Here is an 18,879-nt window from a genome sequence, read left to right on the forward strand (position 1 = left end):
CGTTTTAGCTTCATTCGCTTGTATTGCATTAATTTTAGATTTAACTAATTTATTCATGTTGTCGATATTGTGTAAGTAAGACTTCCTTGATTGCCAAGCAACTTGGCAAATCAAAATTAAAAATGTACATAGGCAAAATATAAAGCCCAGTAACCAAGATGCAGTATGTGATCTTTGTAAAGTTAAATATCCATCTTCTGGTATATGAAAAAAGTAAATAGTTATTAAAAGTATTAAAAATAAAATTAAGGATTTATTTAAAAAGTTAAATTGAAAGTATTGGTTCATATGCTGTTTTCTCCTTAATCACAAACTTTGTTTTCTCGGCAATAACAAATTAGATCTGCCATATTGTCAATGCCAAGTTTTTCAAATACCCGCATCTTGTATGTGGAAACTGTTTTATGACTAATGTGAAGTGTGTCAGAGATTTCATGATTTCCTAGTCCTTTTCCTAAATGCTTTAATACTTGAAACTCTCTTTGTGATAAAGATTGAAGTTGTTGATTGATCTCAATCCGATTAAAATCCATCGACGCGATGGAGTAAAAACAGAATCCTTGAGCGACTGAGGTACATGCGGAAATAAAAACTTTTGCACTAACTGATTTATTTAGGTATCCATGTGCCCCGATTGCTCGAACCCTGTTCCCATAAGTTTTTTCATCTAAACTTGTAAAAATTAAAATTCTTATATTAGGGTGCTTAGCACGTAGTCTACGTATTACATCAAAGCCATCCATGTCTGGCATGTCTAAGTCCAATATAACTAAGTCTGGATTAAGTAAGTTACAAAGCATTAAACAACTTGTGCCATTAGTTGCTGTTTCAATAACTTCAAACGTAATTAGACTACTCATAATGCTTTTCAATGCCATAATCATCGTAGGATGATCATCGACTAGCATTGTTTTAACTAGCATAGTTTTCTCTCTCCGTTAGTTGAGGAATGCGGTTTTTTATTTACTGATAAATGTGCAAATTGGCTATCATTAATTTTCAAAATTTGATGTTTAGTGACAGATGGCATTAATAAAGTTCCATAGCAAAAATTCAGCTTCATATTTCTTGCGAAAGTTAAATCATGCACTAAAGAGATACCCCCGCTATAAGTATGGATTTTTTGAGTAGAAATTAGGGTTGTTAATTGGTGGTAAATTTCTTTAGTATGTGTAGTCATTGATACGGCTCTGAGAAGGCCAATTGATAAGTGAACGCCAGAAAATAACTTTTGTTTTAACCAAATAAATTCTTGTTCACTTCCATTGAAACCCCAAAACTCAAAAATGATACCTAGCCTTTGCAACTTCAATAAACTTGGGATGAAGTTTTCGTTGACCGTCTCCTGGAGCCCCATTATTGGAATTTTAATGAGACCAATTGGTAAGTTGGAAGAAGTGATTTGTACAATCAGTTGCTCCAATAAAACCACATTACTAAGATTTTTTTGATGTATCGGTAACAATGAACTAATTGCTCGGCCATGACAATGCCAATAGGCAATATTCTTTAAACCATCTTGAACTTGTTGAATAATTTGATCGCTTGTGGCTTCTATAAGCGATTGATGCAAAACACCTGAAAATTCTTGCGTCATCGTGTCAAAGATTGGCATTAAATTAACAATCTGAGATTCCAAAAATTTTTCTTGGGGTTTTGACTGAAACAAAACATTTTCTTTTTTAATGATGTTCTTAAAAACAGAATAAATTCCCTTTTTTGATGCCATTTACAACTCCTTATGCTTTAACTATGAAATTTCAGTCTAGTTTTTTAACTCAAGCATTCATAGAGGTGATGGCTGATAATTTTGTAGGAACATTCCTACAAAGCTCATTATTGAAAATGCTTTTTTTTGATTTTTTTAATGTTAGAAAAACATATTAGGAGTCTTTATATTGACATTTTTCCGAACTTATATAAAACTTAATTAATTAGCTATTTTCAAAAGCATTTTCGATAACTTATTTAAAGAGGTTGGCAATTGAAATTTAAAAAAGAATTTACCTTAGGGCAGTCCCAAGAAAACTTCGAGTCAATTATTGGAACTTCACTAGTAATCAAGGGAGACTTAGTCATATCCAAAGGGATAAGGATTGATGGAAAGTTAATTGGAAACGTTTTTCAAGAAGAAAACCAAAATGCAACCGTTGCCATCTCTGAATCTGCTGAAATTATCGGAGACATTCATGCACAACATGTGATTGTCTCCGGAAAACTAACAGGTAATATTTTTGCACTCGAAAGAGTTGAACTTTTAGGTAACTCTCAAGTCGAAGGCAATATCCAATATGGTTCAATTGGAATTGCAGTTGGTGCGAAAATTCATGGAAATTTAGATGAATATAAACCGGGTGATGAAAGTCCTGTTAAATTGATTGCTCATAAAAAAACTTAACATTTGAACTATGCAATTGATTTGGGTGTCTGGACCAGTAGGTCAAATTAGAACTTTTAATGTTACTTTTAAAAATGTTCTCCTTACATTATTAGGACTCATACTTTCCTTTATCGTTTTAGGTGCTTTATTGCAATTTGTAGGATTCCGTTGGGCTATTGAATACAGTCCAGCGATAGCTAAATCTTTAGGTAACGTTCATTCAGGTTTTGAAATTGATAATTTGAATTATTTTTATCGAAGCAAATTGAATGAAATTCAATTAAAGCAGCAACAAATCAACGATAAATTATTAGAGCTTGAAGAAAAAAATAAAGCACTAACAAAACTAGTAACTCCCAATGTTAAGTTCAAAGAGCACTTAACAGAGAAAGATATTGGTGGCGCTTTTTTACCTAAAAATTTAGAGTCGAATAAAAGTTTGTTGGATTTGATGAATTTAACTCTGGGTCAAATGAGTCTTAGCCAAAAGCGGATTGAGAAATCAAACCAGGTTTGGAGTCAATATTATGATGATTTAGCCCGCACTCCAATATCCATCCCTGTTTCTTTTGTTAGTCTATCTAGTGGATTTGGTGTACGTACGGATCCGCTTAATAATTATCTAAGCGATCATACTGGCTTAGATTTTCAAGGTCCCATTGGAATGCCAATATTTGCGGCTGGTGATGGAAAAATAATTAGTACTGGCTGGGACAATGCTTATGGTTTAACAGTCCAAATAGAGCACATGAATGGATTGGTAAGTAAGTATGCCCATGCAAGTAAGATTTTGGTGTCTGAAGGCCAAGATATTAAGGCTGGTGAAAAGATAGCTTTGATTGGTAATACCGGAAGGTCTACCGGCCCCCACTTACATTTTGAAATTATTAAATCTGGCACACCCGTAAATCCAAAGGATTATTTGGTTGGCTTAAATCCAGGTTCTCTACGTTGATTGTCTTATTCTTGTCGGTCATTTAGTTTTTTCGACTTAGTCTAGGAGTTTGCGCAATTAATTGCTCATTGAAATCGTAAATCCAAGCGAACATGAACCTCTGTTGCAAAAAAATACTACAAATACTATAATTGTTAGCAATCACCTCTATAGAGTGCTAACAATTTATTCTAGGTGTATTTTTTGTTAATGAATTCAATAACTTGAATAGTTAACTATTGGTTTTTAACTTGATTTATTTTTAGGAGAACGCATGAATTTACGTCCATTGCATGATCGTGTGATCATCAAACGTTTAGATACAGAAACAAAAACAGCATCAGGAATCGTTATCCCTGACAACGCAACAGAAAAACCAGATCAAGGTGAAATCCTTGCAGTTGGACCTGGTAAGCGTGATGACAGCGGAAAAATTATTGCATTAGATGTGAAAATTGGCGATCGCGTATTGTTTGGTAAATATGCTGGTCAGACAGTTAAAGTTGAAGGCGATGAATTACTCGTGATGCGTGAAGAAGACATCATGGCAGTTGTTCAGAAGTAATTAAAAAATAATTGAGAGGAAATATACATGGCAGCTAAAGACGTAGTATTTGGAGATTCAGCACGCGCACGTATGGTAGAAGGTGTAAACATTCTAGCCAACGCCGTGAAAGTGACACTAGGACCAAAAGGTCGTAACGTAGTATTAGAGCGCTCATTTGGCGGTCCAATCGTTACTAAAGACGGTGTTTCTGTTGCTAAAGAAATCGAATTAAAAGACAAATTGCAAAACATGGGCGCTCAGATGGTTAAGGAAGTTGCTTCCAAAACTGCTGATGACGCTGGTGATGGAACAACAACTGCAACTGTACTTGCACAGTCAATCGTGCGTGAAGGTATGAAGTTTGTAGTTGCTGGTCATAACCCAATGGATTTAAAGCGCGGTATTGACAAGGCAGTTTCAGCAGCTTTGATTGAAATTTCAAAGTTAAGCAAGCCTTGTACAACAACTAAAGAAATCGCTCAAGTTGGTTCGATTTCTGCTAACAGTGATACAAGTATCGGCCAAAGAATTGCTGAAGCAATGGAAAAAGTCGGTAAAGAAGGTGTTATTACTGTTGAAGATGGTAAATCTTTAGAAGATGAATTAGACGTTGTTGAAGGTATGCAGTTTGATCGTGGTTATTTATCACCATACTTCATTAACAACCCAGAAAAACAAGTTGTGATTATGGAAACTCCATACATCCTATTGTTTGACAAAAAGATTAGCAACATCCGTGATTTGCTCCCAGTACTCGAGCAAGTAGCTAAATCTGGTCGTCCATTACTCATCATTGCAGAAGATGTTGAAGGTGAAGCATTGGCAACTTTAGTAGTTAACAACATTCGTGGCATCCTCAAAACTTGTGCTGTTAAAGCTCCAGGTTTTGGCGATCGTCGTAAAGCGATGTTGGAAGATATTGCTATCCTAACTAAGGGTCAAGTTATTGCAGAAGAAGTTGGCCTTACATTAGAAAAAGTAACTTTAGATGATCTAGGTCAAGCAAAGCGTGTTGAAATCGGTAAAGAAAATACAACGATTATTGACGGTGCTGGTGATGAAAAGCAAATTGAAGCACGCGTAAAACAAATTCGTGCCCAAATCGAAGAAGCTACTAGCGATTACGATCGTGAAAAACTCCAAGAGCGCGTAGCTAAATTAGCTGGTGGTGTTGCAGTGATTCGTGTTGGCGCAGCAACTGAAGTAGAGATGAAAGAGAAGAAAGCACGCGTTGATGATGCATTACACGCTACTCGTGCAGCTGTAGAAGAGGGTATTGTGCCTGGTGGTGGAGTAGCTTTGGTTCGTGCAAAACAGTCAATCTTGAATTTGAAAGGCGATAACGCTGATCAAAATGCAGGTATTGGTATTGTATTGCGCGCAATGGAAGAGCCACTTCGCGTTATCGTATCCAATGCAGGTGACGAAGCAAGCGTTGTTATCAATAACGTAGCAGCTGGAACAGGTAACTACGGTTACAATGCCGCGACAGGTGAGTATGGTGATTTAGTTGAACAAGGTGTTATTGATCCAGCTAAAGTTACGAAGACAGCACTCGTTAACGCAGCATCAGTAGCTGGTTTGTTATTAACAACAGACTGTGCAATTGCTGAAACAGCAAAAGACGATGGTCCATCAATGCCAGGTGGTATGGGCGACATGGGTGGTATGGGTGGTATGGGCGGTATGATGTAATTTACCAAAGAATCGGTAACTTGAATAAAGCACCTTCGGGTGCTTTATTTTTGAGAAGAACTTAAACAATTGTTTAATAAAAATGAAACAATTCGGTAACAGATAGGTAACAAAGCAGAAATATCATAACTTTATTACTTATATAAAGGATTGATATGAAAAAGCAAGCTAACAATTTTAAATTACATCCAATTTTTGCTGGTATGGCAATGTTGGGTTTGGTTTTACCACATTCAGCATTCGCTCAACAAGTTACTGACGTTGGTATTGTTAATGCAACTGGCGGTACTGGCGAGGCAACAAACCCTAAAAATTATGATTCAGTCAAATTATCGCCAGTTAGAACATCTTTAGATGTTGCGAGACCAGTAGCAGAATTAAGCCAAGAGTATATTGATAACTTTACTGCGCCTATGTCAAACTTTGCAAATATTGCAAACGGTATGTTGCCAGGTGCTTATGGTATTTCATCTAACGGTCCAGGTAATAACGACGACAAAATCTGGTTCCGTGGCTTCAAAGATGGCAACTGGACTATGACTTTTGACGGTATCCCATATAACGATACTAACGACCCAACACACCACTCACAAGCCTTTTTCCCAGCCCCATTCATTGGTGGTATTACTTCTGATAGAAGTCCAGGTACAGCTGCATCAATCGGACCTGCAAACTTTGGTGGAACGGTTGGTTTATTATCACGTCCTGTAGACAATGAACATAGAGTTAGTGCATTTTATAACTTTGGTAGTTTCAATACCAATGAATACGGAATGGAATTAGCAACTGGTTATTTAGAAAATGCACCTGCAACAAAAATCTTATTCAATATTCACCACATGGACTCTGATGGTGCACAAACCTACAACAGACAGTATAGAGATGGTGCAAGCTTCAAGTTAGAGTCAGCATTAACGCCAGATACAACAATGACAATCTTCGCATCATGGGTGCACTATTTGTCAAATTCTGGTGGAACAATTCAGCCTTCAACTTACGCTGTTTATACAATTCCTGGCGCAGCCGCGGCAGTTCCTGGAAATTATAAAGGTGATTTGAATTATTACAACAGCAATAATCCAGCCCGTGCTGATTATTTAGGCTATAACAACTATGACGTAACTACTTCTTTCAACTACTTAGGTTTTAAATCGAATTTAGGCGATGGTTGGAAACTGGATAACAAAACTTATTTCAATTACTATAGTAACCAACAAAATTACGCAAACATTTCAGCTCCTGATCAAACATCAGCATCTTTGTTAGCCTCTTCAAAGCCAGGTGTCGATAAGCTGAATTCTTATCACACAATGGGTAATATCCTTCGTTTATCAAAAGAATTTGATATTGGTACATTGAGAACAGGTATTCAAACGGAAAGATCAGACACACCAAGACATCAGACCTATGTAAATTATATTACTGGTCAACAAGCTTCAGGCGGCGTTATTTTTAATGAAGATTTCCAGACAACAATTTTGCAACCATATGCAGAATTCGCATGGAAAGCAACAAAAGAGTTAACAGTTACTCCAGGTGTTAAATATAACTCTTTTACGCATAGCCTAACCCAATATGCAGATAGCGGCACAGTAGGTAATTTAGGTGGTGCACCATCTGTAATGAACTCAAGAACATACACTGATGTTTTACCGTTCTTGGATGCACGTTATATGATTCAAAAAAATTGGTCAGTTTATGCTCAATATTCAACTGGAGATTTGATTCCTCCAACCAGTACATATGACGTAAGCGGTTCATTGGTCGGAACTTTGCCTGACCCAATGAAAACAAAGACATATCAAATTGGTTCAGTGTTCCAAACGCCTAAATATTCCGTTGATTTTGACGTTTTCCAAACAAACGCAGATGTGTCCTATTCTTCACAAGTTGTTAATGGAGTTACTAGCTACTATCAAGCACCGGCCACAACTTATAAAGGTGTTGAGGGTTCGGGTAACGTAATGCTTGCTCGTAACTTAAACTTGTATTTAAATGCGATGTATTACTCTTCAACGTATGACACTACAGGTTTATCAGTTGCTAACGTCCCACAAGATATGGAAACTATTGGATTATTTTATAGAGAAAATAACTGGTCATTGGGTGGAACGGTGAAGCGCATCGGTGCAATGTGGCAAGATAATACCAAAGCAACTCAAATCAACCAAGCTTACCAGTTAGATCCAATGATCTTAACAAGTTTGTCTGCCAATTACATGTTCTCTGAGATCCCAACATTTGTGAAGAGCATGAAATTAAGAGTAGGTATCGACAATATTTTTGACAATAGATATATTGCTGCGGTTAAATTTGGTTCAGCTACTTCAGTCTTAGGTGCAAGTTCTACTGATACAGTTCTCTACACATCAGGTCGTTCATTGTATGCAGGCGTGACAGGTAATTTCTAAGATTTTTTAACGTAAATAGTTAATTATTATTACTCACCCCGGTCGATAACCTGGGTGAGTATTTTCTTTAAAAAAGCTTAAATAATAGTACATAAAAAGTAAAACAAAAAATGAACTTACAATATTTTCTAACTCTTGCAAACAGCTCAGGTGGTATTCTTTATTTGATGATGGCAATTCTTTTCGTAGCAATTGTTATTATTGTCGAGCGGTTGAAACACTTATCGGATATGCGTCGGGTCGGTGATGAATTAATTAAACTTTGTCAGTCTAAGCAAGGTATTAAATTAGATACACTACAAGCTTTAGAAAAAGGACATGATGATTATCCAATCATTCAACTACTTAAAATTGTCCTTAACACGAATATTAAAGATCAAAATAGAGAAGCCTTGGACGGAAAATTAGAAGAGGCCATCATGTTAGAAGTACCCCACTTGGACAAAGGAGTGTGGATACTTGATACGATTATTACACTTGCTCCCTTGTTAGGTCTCTTCGGCACTATCGTGGGTATGTTTAATGCAATGGCTTTCATTACTGATATCCAAAATTCAGCAGTACAAATATCTGGAGGAATCTCTGAGGCCTTGATATCAACTGCTTTTGGACTGGTAATTGCAATGATTGGTCTAAGTTTTTATAACAATATTAATTACAAGATTAGATTTTTATTGCATCAAATGGAAACATTTAAAGTAATGGTGCTTAACCGTGCCGAAGAATTTAAAAATTTGAAGCCATTATGAGATATTTAGAATCAAGAAAACCAAGGATAGAGATCATTCCGATGATCGACATCATGCTCTTCTTACTAGTGTTTTTCATTATGATGGCCTTGAAAATGATACCTACCAGCGGTCATGTGACGAAGTTACCAACTAGTTCGACGACAACTGTTATTCAAAATTCTAAAATGACAGTTGAGGTTTTAGAAAATAATAGTTTGATTGTTGATAACAAGGCCATGTTGGCTGGTGAGTTAACTAATTTGTTAAAGCAAAAAGACACATCAAATTTAATGATTACAGTTGTAGGAGCAGACAGTGTTTCCTTACAAACTTTAATGCATGTAATTGATGCAATTAAATCTAGCGGTGCTACGCAGATTGCTTTAGCAGCACACAATAAATCCAATTAAAAAGTAGGTTTTTATGGAGTTAAGTAAAAATACTACTCCTTTATATTCGTTAGGTACTATAGGTCAAGCATTATTAATTGAATTACTAGTGCTTGGATTTGCTTTCATAACGTTTACAGGCATATTTAACGATAAGATTCAGCCTCAAGACGTTAGTATCAATCTAGTAATGAGTGAAGAGCCTAAAGCGCTAAAACCACCTGAACCACCAAAACCTAAAGTGGTACCAGTGGTAAAGCCAAATGTTCCAAAGGTCGTGAGAACCGAAAGTGTTCCTGTAACTAATCAACCTGCAGATAATTTAGTTAAAGAAACTGCGCCGTCTAATGTTACTTCTAAGAGTGAAACTGCACCACCAGCTCAACCTAACGTAAGCACGCCCGACCCAATGGCAATTTACAGAGGTCAGGTAAACGCTGCGATACAAGCTGCTACTTCATGTTCATCTGCTGCAAAGGATATGAATTTAAAGGGTAAAACTAGAGTGCAATTTAATCTATTAGATAGTATTCCGTCTAACGCAGTTGTCGCAATTACAAGTGGCATACCAATGTTGGATACCTCTGCTTTAAACGCTGTAAAAAATGCTAAATATCCAAAACCACCTACAGAATTTATAGGTCAAACAAAACCAATGAGCGTGCTCGTTAACTTAAACTGTAATGATTAATCAATGATGAACAATATAATCCAAAAACTTCTCTCTTTTGCAATCTTATTGGGGAGCGTATTTATAGTGAACCTTGGTTTTGCAACACAAGACAATGCAGAATACGTGCAACCTTATTTAGTAGTGGGTGACAATCAATATATTCTCAGAGCAGTAACGAATTTACCGAAATGTCCTACTGTTCAGTGGGATGCTCAAAAAGCTGAAGAAATGAAAGTAAGGGTAGCAGGAGCAAAAATCCCGCTTAGAAAAAAATCCGATGTCATTGAGTCCGATTTCCCCGTATTGACTTGTGAAATGGTTTGGCCAAAAGACGCGAAAGAGGGCAAAGTCAATAATCAGGTATTTAAACGACCAGCTAGTGAAATTAAAAAAATCATTGTCATCGGGGATACAGGTTGTAGATTAAAAGGGGCTGAGAACTTTTATCAAGATTGTAATGATCAGTCAAAGTGGCCATTTGCTGAGGTCATGACAAACGCCGCTGCTAAAAACCCAGATCTAGTAATCCATGTAGGCGATCTTCATTATCGTGAAAGCCCTTGTCCAGATAACTTACCTGGCTGTAAAGGCTCACCATGGGGTTATGGATACGATACTTGGAAGGCTGATTTTTTTGTACCTGCAAAACCACTTTTAGAAAAAGCGGCTTGGGTCTTTGTAAGAGGTAATCATGAAACTTGTTCAAGGGCTGGACAAGGTTGGCATCGATTTATTGATACTCATAGTTGGGATGAAAAAAGAAGCTGTAATGACCATTCTAACGATGTAATTGGGGATTACTCAGAACCGTTTTCAGTTCCCTTAGGCAAGTCAGCCCAATTCATTGTTTTTGACTCTGCAAAGAATGCAAACAAAAAAATTACTGAAAAAGATGAAAGTTTCTTAATCTACGTTAATCAATTTAAGACAATTGAGAAGATAGCACTCAACAAAAAATTTAATATTTTTGGAAGTCATCATCCACTCAATATCGTTTTACCTAGTAAAAAGAAAGATAGTGAATCAGAGTATCAACTGTATCCAACTGGATTTACTAATATTCTTGCTGGTCTAAATGGAGAAGAGCTATTAAAGTCACCCATTAACTTTACGATACATGGTCATAACCATATCTTTGAGGCGATCACCTATGACATTAATCGTCCTGCTGAAATTGTCACTGGAAATAGTGGATCATCCTTGGAAGAGATAAATAATGTTGAGATTAAATTATCTGATGTTCAGAAAAAATTACTCAAGATTAAAGAGTTTTCAAGTTATCAAGATTTTGGTTTTGGTACTTTGGAACGTCAAGATGAAATGGGTGAGAAGTGGCTATTTACAGAGTTCGATGTTAATGGCAAAGCGCTTCTAAAGTGTGACGTCTCTGATAGAACAGTGATTTGTAAGTAATTCTACTTTAAAAAATTAGGGTAACTTAAAAATTCTGAGGACGAATTCAGATAAATTATTTTAAAAATAAAGTTAACCTAGTTTTTTCAAATTGGGAAAGTCTTCAATTACTAATTCGTTGAACTTTCCCAAAGACCCACTTGTTAAACAACGAACGTTTTATTAGTTAGACTTAAATACTCAGTGAGGAATACCCCTAAATCAATTGTTACCTTAAATTTTCACAAGTAAAACTTCCTACTAGAATAAAAGAATAAATTAATTTTTTAAAAAGAAGTCGTAACAAAGCAAATGAGAACAATAGATAAATTATTCAAAAGTCAGCTAGTGGCTTATCGAGCAAATATAGAAAACCATTTTGGTGCTGATGTTTTTGGTTATTACGGAGATATTTCTTCAAGTTATTTGCCTTGGTTTCGACAAAGGTTGGAATTAATCGAATGTAGTCAAAACCAAAGGAAATCGAGATTAATCCTATTAGTAAATACAGCTGGTGGAGAAGCGGAGGCAGTAGAAAAAATGGTTGAAATGATCCGCCATTTTTATCCTGAAGTTTTTATTTTCGTACCAAATGTGGCAATGTCTGCTGGAACAATTTTTTGTATGTCTGGAGATAAAATTTTTATGGATTACTCATCTTCGCTGGGGCCAATTGATCCGCAAGTTCAGTCTAAAGACGGAAAGTGGGTTCCCGCATTGGGGTATTTGGATAAATTTGAGGAATTACTCAATAAATCTGCAAATGGAACTATTACCGCAGTGGAGTTTCAAATTGCTCAAAACCAGGATATGGCTGAGTTGCGAAGATATGAACAGGCAAAAGATTTATCTGTAACTTTACTAAAACAGTGGCTTGTTAAATATAAATTTAAATCATGGCAGACACATCGAAATAATTTGTTATTAAAAAATAAGCAAGTTACAAATAAAGAAAAAGAAGATAGGGCTGAGCAGATTGCTAAAACTCTTGGTGATAACAAGCAATGGCATTCGCATGGTCGTCGAATTGGAATAAAGACTTTAAGAGAAAAGCTAAGATTAGAAATTGAAGATTATAGTAATGATTTAATCTTAAGAAAGATGGTTAATGATTATCATGATTTAATTACAGATTACATGACAAGACAAAATTTTAGTATCATGATAGATGTAACGAATGACACTTAAAAGGTTATTGAATGAATATAGTGGATCAAATTCTAGCATTACAAAACAACGAAAAAATTATTCAGCAACTTGATGAACAAGAGAATTTTTTAGCTATAAAAAAGCAGTGCCATCAATTGTTGGGCTCAACATTTGTTAACAAAAAAGGCTACAATCTTGCGCAATTAAATGTATTAGGTATTATTCACCCAAATCAGAGTACCTTCAAAATTTTTATTTAGAAAAAAATTAACCCCTTAAACTTCAAGGGGTTAATTTAAAAAGTAAAAGCAGTTAGGTAATTATTCAACAGCCTTCACCATATCTTCAATAACTTTCTTCGCGTCACCAAAGACCATCATTGTTTTATCCATATAGAACAGTTCGTTATCCAAACCAGCATAACCAGAAGCCATAGAACGCTTATTCACAATCACAGTCTTAGCTTTGTATGCTTCAAGAATAGGCATACCGAAAATTGGGCTACCAGGTGTACGAGCAGCTGGGTTAACAACGTCATTCGCACCCAAAATGAGAACCACGTCAGCTTGAGCAAACTCACCGTTGATGTCTTCCATTTCAAACACTTGATCGTAAGGCACTTCAGCTTCTGCTAAAAGAACGTTCATATGGCCAGGCATACGACCAGCTACAGGATGAATAGCGTACTTTACTGAAACACCTTTGTGAATTAACTTCTCAGTCAATTCTTTTAGTGAGTGTTGAGCACGAGCAACTGCAAGACCGTAACCAGGAACAATAATGACAGTTTCGGCATTACCCATTAAGAACGCAGCATCATCAGCAGAACCACTCTTCACTGGGCGTTGTGCTTGTGAGCCAGCTGCTGCAGCAGAACCTGCATCACCACCAAAACCACCAAGAATCACATTAAAGAAAGAACGATTCATTGCCTTACACATAATGTAGGACAAGATGGCGCCTGAAGAGCCTACTAAAGAACCCGCAACAATCAACATGGAGTTATTTAATGAAAAACCAATACCAGCAGCAGCCCAACCTGAGTAAGAGTTCAACATAGAAACAACTACTGGCATATCAGCACCACCAATTGGGATGATGATCAGAACACCAAGTACAAAAGCAATCGCTAGCATTAATAAGAATGGTGTCCAAGCTGGCTCGTTACCACCTGCAAACGCGAAGGCTACACCACAACCGAGCATTAATAATGCTAAAACTAAGTTAAGTTGATGTTGACCTTTAAATGAAACAGGAGTGCCTTGGAATAATCTAAATTTGTATTTGCCAGATAACTTACCAAATGCGATAACAGATCCAGAAAACGTAATGGCGCCAACAAAAGTTCCGATAAAGAGCTCAAAGCGATTACCAATAGGTAGCGGAACCGCAATGCCGAAAGCGGCAGGTTCTGAAACAGCTGCAACAGCAATACATACCGCTGCAAGACCGATCATGCTATGCATGAAAGCCACTAGTTCAGGCATTTTTGTCATTTCGACTTTTTTTGCCATGTAAGCGCCGACACTACCGCCAATAACTAGACCACCTAAAACATAAGCGATGCCGTCAATGAAAGAGACATTAGCTAAGGTTGCCATTTTACTAATGAGACCCAAGGTAGTGACGGCTGCAATTGCCATTCCAACCATACCAAAGAGGTTGCCTCTGATAGAACTAGTCGGATGAGATAAACCTTTTAAAGCTTGGATAAAACAAATCGAAGCAATTAAATATAAGATTGTGATTAAATCCATGCTCATGCTGATTCTCCCTTACTTACTTTTTTCTCTTTTTTCTTGAACATTTCTAGCATGCGTTTGGTCACTAAAAACCCACCAAAAATATTAACCGCTGCAAGCACTACGGCCAAAGTTCCCATGATTTTTCCAACAGGACCAGTGGTAAGAGCAGCTGCTAACATCGCCCCAACCACGATAATTGCAGAAATTGCATTAGTAACTGCCATGAGCGGGGTATGCAGCGCTGGAGTGACCGTCCAAACTACATGGTAGCCAACATAAATCGCTAAAATAAAAATAATAAGGTTGTAAACACCGTGACTGATTTCCATGATTTTCCCAATTAAGCGTTAGTACGAATGACTTGACCATTACTACACATCAAACATGCAGTCACAATATCGTCATCGGTTGGAATAGTTAATCCAGCTTCTTTATTAATAATTAATTTTAAGAAGTCGAATACGTTGCGAGCATACAAAGCAGAGGCATCCGCTGCAACAAGTGATGGTAGATTGCTCAAACCAATAATTGTCACACCGTGTTTAACTACAATTTGATCTACTTCTGTCAAAGGACAGTTGCCTGAACCACTATCACCTTTGCCAGCTGCTAAGTCAACTACAACAGAGCCTGGTTTCATCTGAGCAACCGTCTCGCTAGATAAAAGCATTGGTGCCTTACGACCCGGAATTAAAGCAGTAGTAATTACTATATCAGCCTGTTTTGCGCGTTCAGCAACTAATACAGACTGTCTTTGCATCCAAGAAGCAGGCATTGGTCTTGCATAGCCGCCAACACCTTGTGCAATTTCTTTTTCTTCCTCTGTCTCAAAAGGAACGTCAACAAATTTCGCACCTAAAGATTCGATTTGTTCTTTGGCGGCAGGTCGAACATCTGACGCTTCGATTACAGCGCCTAAACGTTTCGCGGTAGCAATTGCCTGTAACCCTGCAACCCCAGCACCTAAAATTAAGACGCGAGCTGCTTTAACTGTACCAGCAGCCGTCATGAGCATTGGCATAAAACGTTGATAAGAATTGGTCGCCATCATCACAGCTTTGTAACCCGCGATATTCGCTTGTGAAGACAGTACATCCATACTTTGAGCACGTGTAGTTCTTGGCGCAGCTTCTAATGAGAAGCCAGTAATACCATGGGTAGCCATTGCAGCAATCATTGCATTGTCAAATGGATCTAGCATCCCTATGAGCACTGAGCCTGAGGTCATCATAGACAATTCATTCTCAAAAGGAGCTCTCACCTTTAAAACCAGTTCGGCTGCATAAACTTCTTCTTTCGAAGAAATTTTGGCACCAACTGCTTCATAGGCAGAATCGAGAACACTCGCAGCAATTCCTGCACCAGCCTCGATTAATACGCTATGTCCTGAACTTACTAATTTTTTAACCGTCTCGGGAGTAGCTGCTACTCTGAATTCCCCGATTCTGGTCTCAAGTGGAACACCAATCCGCATGCAATTCCCCTAAAATTTATTGTTGAATTAAATTTAAAATAAAGCGTAATTTTATGATAAATCATGAATTTTCACGCTATTAAACCTTTAATAATACAATATTAAGGTGAAAAACGTTTATTTACCAAATGATTTAGATAACAACTACCGTGTTGTTGAGCCTCCATCAAAAGTTGTGGTGGGGATGTCTGGGGGCGTTGATTCTTCCGTTGCAGCTTGGCTTCTGAAACAGCAAGGGTATGATGTTGTTGGGTTATTTATGAAGAATTGGGAAGATGACGATGATTCAGAATACTGCTCAACCCGTCAAGACTGGATAGACGTAGTTAGTGTTGCTGATTTAATTGGAATAGATGTCGAAGCAGTCAATTTTGCAGCTGAATACAAAGATCGTGTCTTTTCAGACTTCTTAAGAGAATATTCAGCCGGGAGGACTCCCAATCCTGACGTCTTATGTAATGCCGAAATTAAATTTAAAGCCTTTTTGGATCACGCCATGCGACTTGGGGCAGATGCCATTGCCACAGGACACTATGCCAGAGTAAGAAAATACGAAGGAAAAGTTGAGCTCTTAAAAGCCACTGACCTCTCAAAAGATCAAAGTTACTTCCTGCATCGACTTAATCAGCAACAATTAAGTAGAGTGATGTTCCCACTAGGTAGCCTAAATAAAACAGAAGTACGAGAAATTGCAGAAAAAATTGGCTTACCCAATGCAAAGAAAAAAGACTCAACGGGAATTTGTTTTATTGGTGAGCGACCTTTTAGAGAGTTTTTAAGTAAATATTTGCCAAGCCAACCAGGGCCGATGAAGACTCCTGAGGGTAAAACGGTCGGCAAACATATTGGCCTCGCCTTTTACACATTGGGTCAGCGCAAAGGAATTGGTCTTGGGGGTAGTCAAGCAGGGTCAGGAGACCCTTGGTTTGTGGCAGGTAAAGACTTGGCCAACAATACCTTGATTGTGGTTCAGGGACATCAGCACCCGCTGTTGTATTCACGAACCTTACAAACGCAAGATACGAACTGGATCAGAGGTGAGCTACCTGATGTATCAGTAAGCTATGGTGCTAAAACAAGATATCGCCAAGGGGATGCAACTTGCAAACTAGATTTGAAAAATAATCAATTGGGTTTAAATGACTTCAGTTTGGATTTTAATGCGCAACAATGGGCAATTACTCCCGGACAATCCGCAGTTTTATACCTTAACGAGGTATGTTTGGGTGGTGGCATTATTGTATGACCACCACCTAATTCTTTGAATTAAAAAAAGTTCACTTCGGAAACTCTGTTTCGATAAAAGAGCTTCTTTGGGATATTTTCTTGTAAAACTCGTTTAAATTTGGATACTTAGTAGCCCAATCAATTTCTGGGAACCTAAAACTGGTATAAGCAAGAGTGACACCTACTGCCACATCAGCCAAAGAAAAATGATTATCAAAACACCAAGTATTTTGACCTAATCCAACTGACATCTGTAAAAGTCCAGCATGCGCTTTACCCATTTGGCGCTCTACCCAAGCATCACAGACTTGACCATTTCTTGGACCCCAAGTCTTTTCTAAACGGGTAAGAATCAAAGCATCTAAAACACCATCTGATAGGGCTTCCCAAGTTTTAACGGTTGCTTTTTCGCGGCCGGTATTCGGAATTAATTTGCCTACAGGACTAAGTGCGTCAGCATACTCGACAATGACTCTTGAGTCATACATAGAGCTACCATCATCTAAAAGAAGAGTAGGAACTTTTCCAAGTGGGTTAATCGAGTTTAAAATAGTATCTGGAGTCCATACTCCATCAACAACAAGTTCTAAATCAATCTTTTTTTCTAAAAATGTAACCCGTACTTTACGAACATACGGACTAGTGAGTGAACCGACTAATTTCATGTGAATCCCTTAAAAATATCCTTACAACAAGGATAAAGAATAGAATATAACAAATTAATTATAGATCTTATCAAATGCCTTCAAATCTCCACACTAATCTCACCGCTCTTTCGCCAATTGATGGCAGATATGCAACAAAAACTAATGATTTAAGACCTTGGCTCTCTGAGTCAGCTTTTATGCATATGCGGGTTAAAGTAGAGGTTCATTGGTTAATCGCTCTAACTAAAGCGGGTTTACCAGATATGCCAAGCTTCTCGGAAGCAGCTGAAAATTATTTATTGAAGCTAGTTGAGCATTTCTCAGTCGAAGATGCAGCTAGAATTAAAGAAATTGAAGCAGTCACTAACCATGATGTGAAAGCTGTGGAATATTGGCTAAAAGAACAAGTCAAAGGTCAAACAGAGCTTGAAAATGCAAGTGAGTTTATTCACTTTGCTTGTACTTCTGAGGATATTAACAATACATCTCACGGATTAATGTTAACGGGCGCTGTTCATGAGGTGATGCTGCCAAAATTAAGAGTGGTGTTGGAAGCGTTAAAGGCTCTAGCCATCACTCACGCTAATTTACCGATGCTCTCTCGAACCCACGGTCAACCGGCTTCTCCCACAACATTGGGAAAAGAAATGGCAAATATTGCCGCACGTCTTGAAAAAGCAATGCGTAAGATTGAGGCTATCAAGATGATGGGCAAAATGAACGGGGCAGTTGGCAACTACAATGCACATTTAAGCGCATATCCTGATTTTGACTGGGAAAAGTTTAGTAAAGATGTGGTGGAAAGTAGATTACATTTAGAATTTAACCCTTACACCATCCAAATTGAGCCTCATGATGCCATGGCAGAGTTGTTCGATGCCTTTGCGCGTGCGAACACCATATTATTAGATATGAATCGCGATATTTGGGGTTATATTGCCTGGGGATACTTTAAACAAAAAACGAAAGAGGGTGAAATTGGTTCTTCCACCATGCCTCATAAAGTCAACCCCATTGATTTTGAGAATTCAGAGGGTAACCTTGGCATTGCTAATGCATTGCTTAAACATTTATCAGAAAAACTGCCAGTCTCAAGGTGGCAAAGAGACTTAACGGATTCAACGGTGTTACGTAATTTAGGCACGGCTTTTGGTCATAGTCTATTAGCCTATGATAGTGCTCTGAAAGGCTTGTTAAAGTTGGAAGTCAATCCTTCAAGATTAGAGCAAGATTTGAATGAGTGTTGGGAAGTTCTAGCAGAACCAATCCAAACGGTAATGAGAAGATATGCAATCCCCAATCCTTATGAGCAATTGAAGGAATTAACCCGTGGTAAGGCGATTACGAAAGAAGGAATGCAAATTTTTATTAATCAATTAGCTATTCCGCCAGCTGCAAAAGAATTATTACTCGCTATGACACCAGCTAACTATATTGGTAAAGCTGCTGAGTTAGCTCTGCGGATCGAGTCTCTCTAAGGTCAAT

Annotated in this window: 19 protein-coding genes and 1 pseudogene; 13 read left to right on the plus strand and 7 right to left on the minus strand. The window is 37.6% G+C overall.

What is annotated here, in order from left to right:
• The 3 genes from AOC35_RS15675 to AOC35_RS14770 form a co-directional block, all read right to left on the minus strand.
• Positions 1 to 288, minus strand: a 288-nt coding sequence (locus AOC35_RS15675) for a hypothetical protein (RefSeq protein ID WP_211307534.1), incomplete at its 3' end; no start/stop codon positions are given.
• Positions 289 to 302: 14 nt separating this feature from the next.
• The gene (locus tag AOC35_RS14765) at positions 303 to 923 is read right to left on the minus strand and encodes a response regulator (RefSeq protein ID WP_108648428.1); all 621 of its coding nucleotides are present in this window, start codon (positions 921 to 923) and stop codon (positions 303 to 305) included.
• The gene (locus AOC35_RS14770; RefSeq protein WP_108648429.1) at positions 917 to 1,729 is read right to left on the minus strand and encodes a hypothetical protein; all 813 of its coding nucleotides are present in this window, start codon (positions 1,727 to 1,729) and stop codon (positions 917 to 919) included. The genes AOC35_RS14765 and AOC35_RS14770 overlap by 7 nt, the downstream gene beginning before the upstream one ends.
• A 255-nt stretch (positions 1,730 to 1,984) precedes the next feature.
• Between AOC35_RS14770 and AOC35_RS14775 the strand changes: the two genes are divergently transcribed.
• The 11 genes from AOC35_RS14775 to AOC35_RS14825 all read left to right on the plus strand — a co-directional run bounded on the left by AOC35_RS14775 (position 1,985) and on the right by AOC35_RS14825 (position 12,561).
• The gene (locus tag AOC35_RS14775; protein WP_108648430.1) at positions 1,985 to 2,398 is read left to right on the plus strand and encodes a bactofilin family protein; all 414 of its coding nucleotides are present in this window, start codon (positions 1,985 to 1,987) and stop codon (positions 2,396 to 2,398) included.
• Between the two features lie 10 nt (positions 2,399 to 2,408).
• A complete protein-coding gene (locus tag AOC35_RS14780; protein WP_108648432.1) occupies positions 2,409 to 3,335 on the plus strand; it encodes a M23 family metallopeptidase in 927 nt (308 codons plus the stop codon).
• 253 nt (positions 3,336 to 3,588) lie between these two features.
• Positions 3,589 to 3,879, plus strand: a complete 291-nt coding sequence (gene groES / locus AOC35_RS14785) for a co-chaperone GroES (protein ID WP_108648434.1) — start codon at positions 3,589 to 3,591, stop codon at positions 3,877 to 3,879.
• Between the two features lie 27 nt (positions 3,880 to 3,906).
• Positions 3,907 to 5,556, plus strand: coding sequence for a chaperonin GroEL (gene groL / locus AOC35_RS14790; RefSeq protein ID WP_108648436.1), 1,650 nt, complete (start codon positions 3,907 to 3,909; stop codon positions 5,554 to 5,556).
• Positions 5,557 to 5,711: 155 nt separating this feature from the next.
• The gene (locus tag AOC35_RS14795; protein WP_108648439.1) at positions 5,712 to 7,967 is read left to right on the plus strand and encodes a TonB-dependent receptor; all 2,256 of its coding nucleotides are present in this window, start codon (positions 5,712 to 5,714) and stop codon (positions 7,965 to 7,967) included.
• 110 nt (positions 7,968 to 8,077) lie between these two features.
• Positions 8,078 to 8,716 carry a MotA/TolQ/ExbB proton channel family protein gene (locus AOC35_RS14800; protein WP_108648441.1) on the plus strand — a complete coding sequence of 213 codons (639 nt, stop codon included), beginning with the start codon at positions 8,078 to 8,080 and terminating at the stop codon, positions 8,714 to 8,716.
• Positions 8,713 to 9,108, plus strand: coding sequence for an ExbD/TolR family protein (locus AOC35_RS14805; RefSeq protein ID WP_108648443.1), 396 nt, complete (start codon positions 8,713 to 8,715; stop codon positions 9,106 to 9,108). The genes AOC35_RS14800 and AOC35_RS14805 overlap by 4 nt, the downstream gene beginning before the upstream one ends.
• A 13-nt stretch (positions 9,109 to 9,121) precedes the next feature.
• Positions 9,122 to 9,778: an energy transducer TonB gene (locus tag AOC35_RS14810; RefSeq protein WP_108648444.1), complete on the plus strand. Its 657-nt coding sequence runs from the start codon at positions 9,122 to 9,124 to the stop codon at positions 9,776 to 9,778.
• Between the two features lie 6 nt (positions 9,779 to 9,784).
• Entirely contained in the window at positions 9,785 to 11,173 is a 1,389-nt protein-coding gene (locus AOC35_RS14815) for a metallophosphoesterase (RefSeq protein ID WP_159077621.1), read from the plus strand.
• 291 nt (positions 11,174 to 11,464) lie between these two features.
• A complete protein-coding gene (locus tag AOC35_RS14820; RefSeq protein ID WP_108648448.1) occupies positions 11,465 to 12,340 on the plus strand; it encodes an SDH family Clp fold serine proteinase in 876 nt (291 codons plus the stop codon).
• Between the two features lie 11 nt (positions 12,341 to 12,351).
• A complete protein-coding gene (locus tag AOC35_RS14825; RefSeq protein ID WP_159077622.1) occupies positions 12,352 to 12,561 on the plus strand; it encodes a hypothetical protein in 210 nt (69 codons plus the stop codon).
• 60 nt (positions 12,562 to 12,621) lie between these two features.
• Here the strand turns inward: AOC35_RS14825 and AOC35_RS14830 are convergent, their stop codons facing one another.
• Genes AOC35_RS14830 through AOC35_RS14840 form a run of 3 tightly spaced genes read right to left on the minus strand, consistent with a single transcriptional unit; the run spans position 12,622 to position 15,520 of the window.
• Positions 12,622 to 14,064, minus strand: coding sequence for an NAD(P)(+) transhydrogenase (Re/Si-specific) subunit beta (locus AOC35_RS14830; protein WP_108648452.1), 1,443 nt, complete (start codon positions 14,062 to 14,064; stop codon positions 12,622 to 12,624).
• The gene (locus AOC35_RS14835; protein WP_108648454.1) at positions 14,061 to 14,375 is read right to left on the minus strand and encodes an NAD(P) transhydrogenase subunit alpha part 2; all 315 of its coding nucleotides are present in this window, start codon (positions 14,373 to 14,375) and stop codon (positions 14,061 to 14,063) included. The genes AOC35_RS14830 and AOC35_RS14835 overlap by 4 nt, the downstream gene beginning before the upstream one ends.
• Positions 14,376 to 14,386: 11 nt before the next feature.
• Positions 14,387 to 15,520 carry a Re/Si-specific NAD(P)(+) transhydrogenase subunit alpha gene (locus tag AOC35_RS14840; protein WP_108648455.1) on the minus strand — a complete coding sequence of 378 codons (1,134 nt, stop codon included), beginning with the start codon at positions 15,518 to 15,520 and terminating at the stop codon, positions 14,387 to 14,389.
• 175 nt (positions 15,521 to 15,695) lie between these two features.
• Between AOC35_RS14840 and mnmA the strand changes: the two are divergent.
• A pseudogene (mnmA, locus tag AOC35_RS14845) lies at positions 15,696 to 16,760 on the plus strand (tRNA 2-thiouridine(34) synthase MnmA); the annotation flags it as partial.
• 37 nt (positions 16,761 to 16,797) lie between these two features.
• On the opposite strand, the gene AOC35_RS14850 reads toward mnmA, so the two are convergent.
• Positions 16,798 to 17,412 (minus strand): glutathione S-transferase family protein, encoded by a 615-nt coding sequence (locus tag AOC35_RS14850; RefSeq protein ID WP_108648457.1) that lies wholly within the window; start codon positions 17,410 to 17,412, stop codon positions 16,798 to 16,800.
• A 74-nt stretch (positions 17,413 to 17,486) separates the two neighbouring features.
• Between AOC35_RS14850 and purB the strand changes: the two genes are divergently transcribed.
• Positions 17,487 to 18,872 carry an adenylosuccinate lyase gene (purB, locus tag AOC35_RS14855; RefSeq protein WP_108648459.1) on the plus strand — a complete coding sequence of 462 codons (1,386 nt, stop codon included), beginning with the start codon at positions 17,487 to 17,489 and terminating at the stop codon, positions 18,870 to 18,872.
• The last annotated feature ends 7 nt before the right edge of the window (positions 18,873 to 18,879 follow it).

Origin of the sequence: Polynucleobacter rarus, assembly GCF_003072505.1 — a bacterium.
In the GTDB taxonomy this organism is placed as follows: domain Bacteria; phylum Pseudomonadota; class Gammaproteobacteria; order Burkholderiales; family Burkholderiaceae; genus Polynucleobacter; species Polynucleobacter rarus.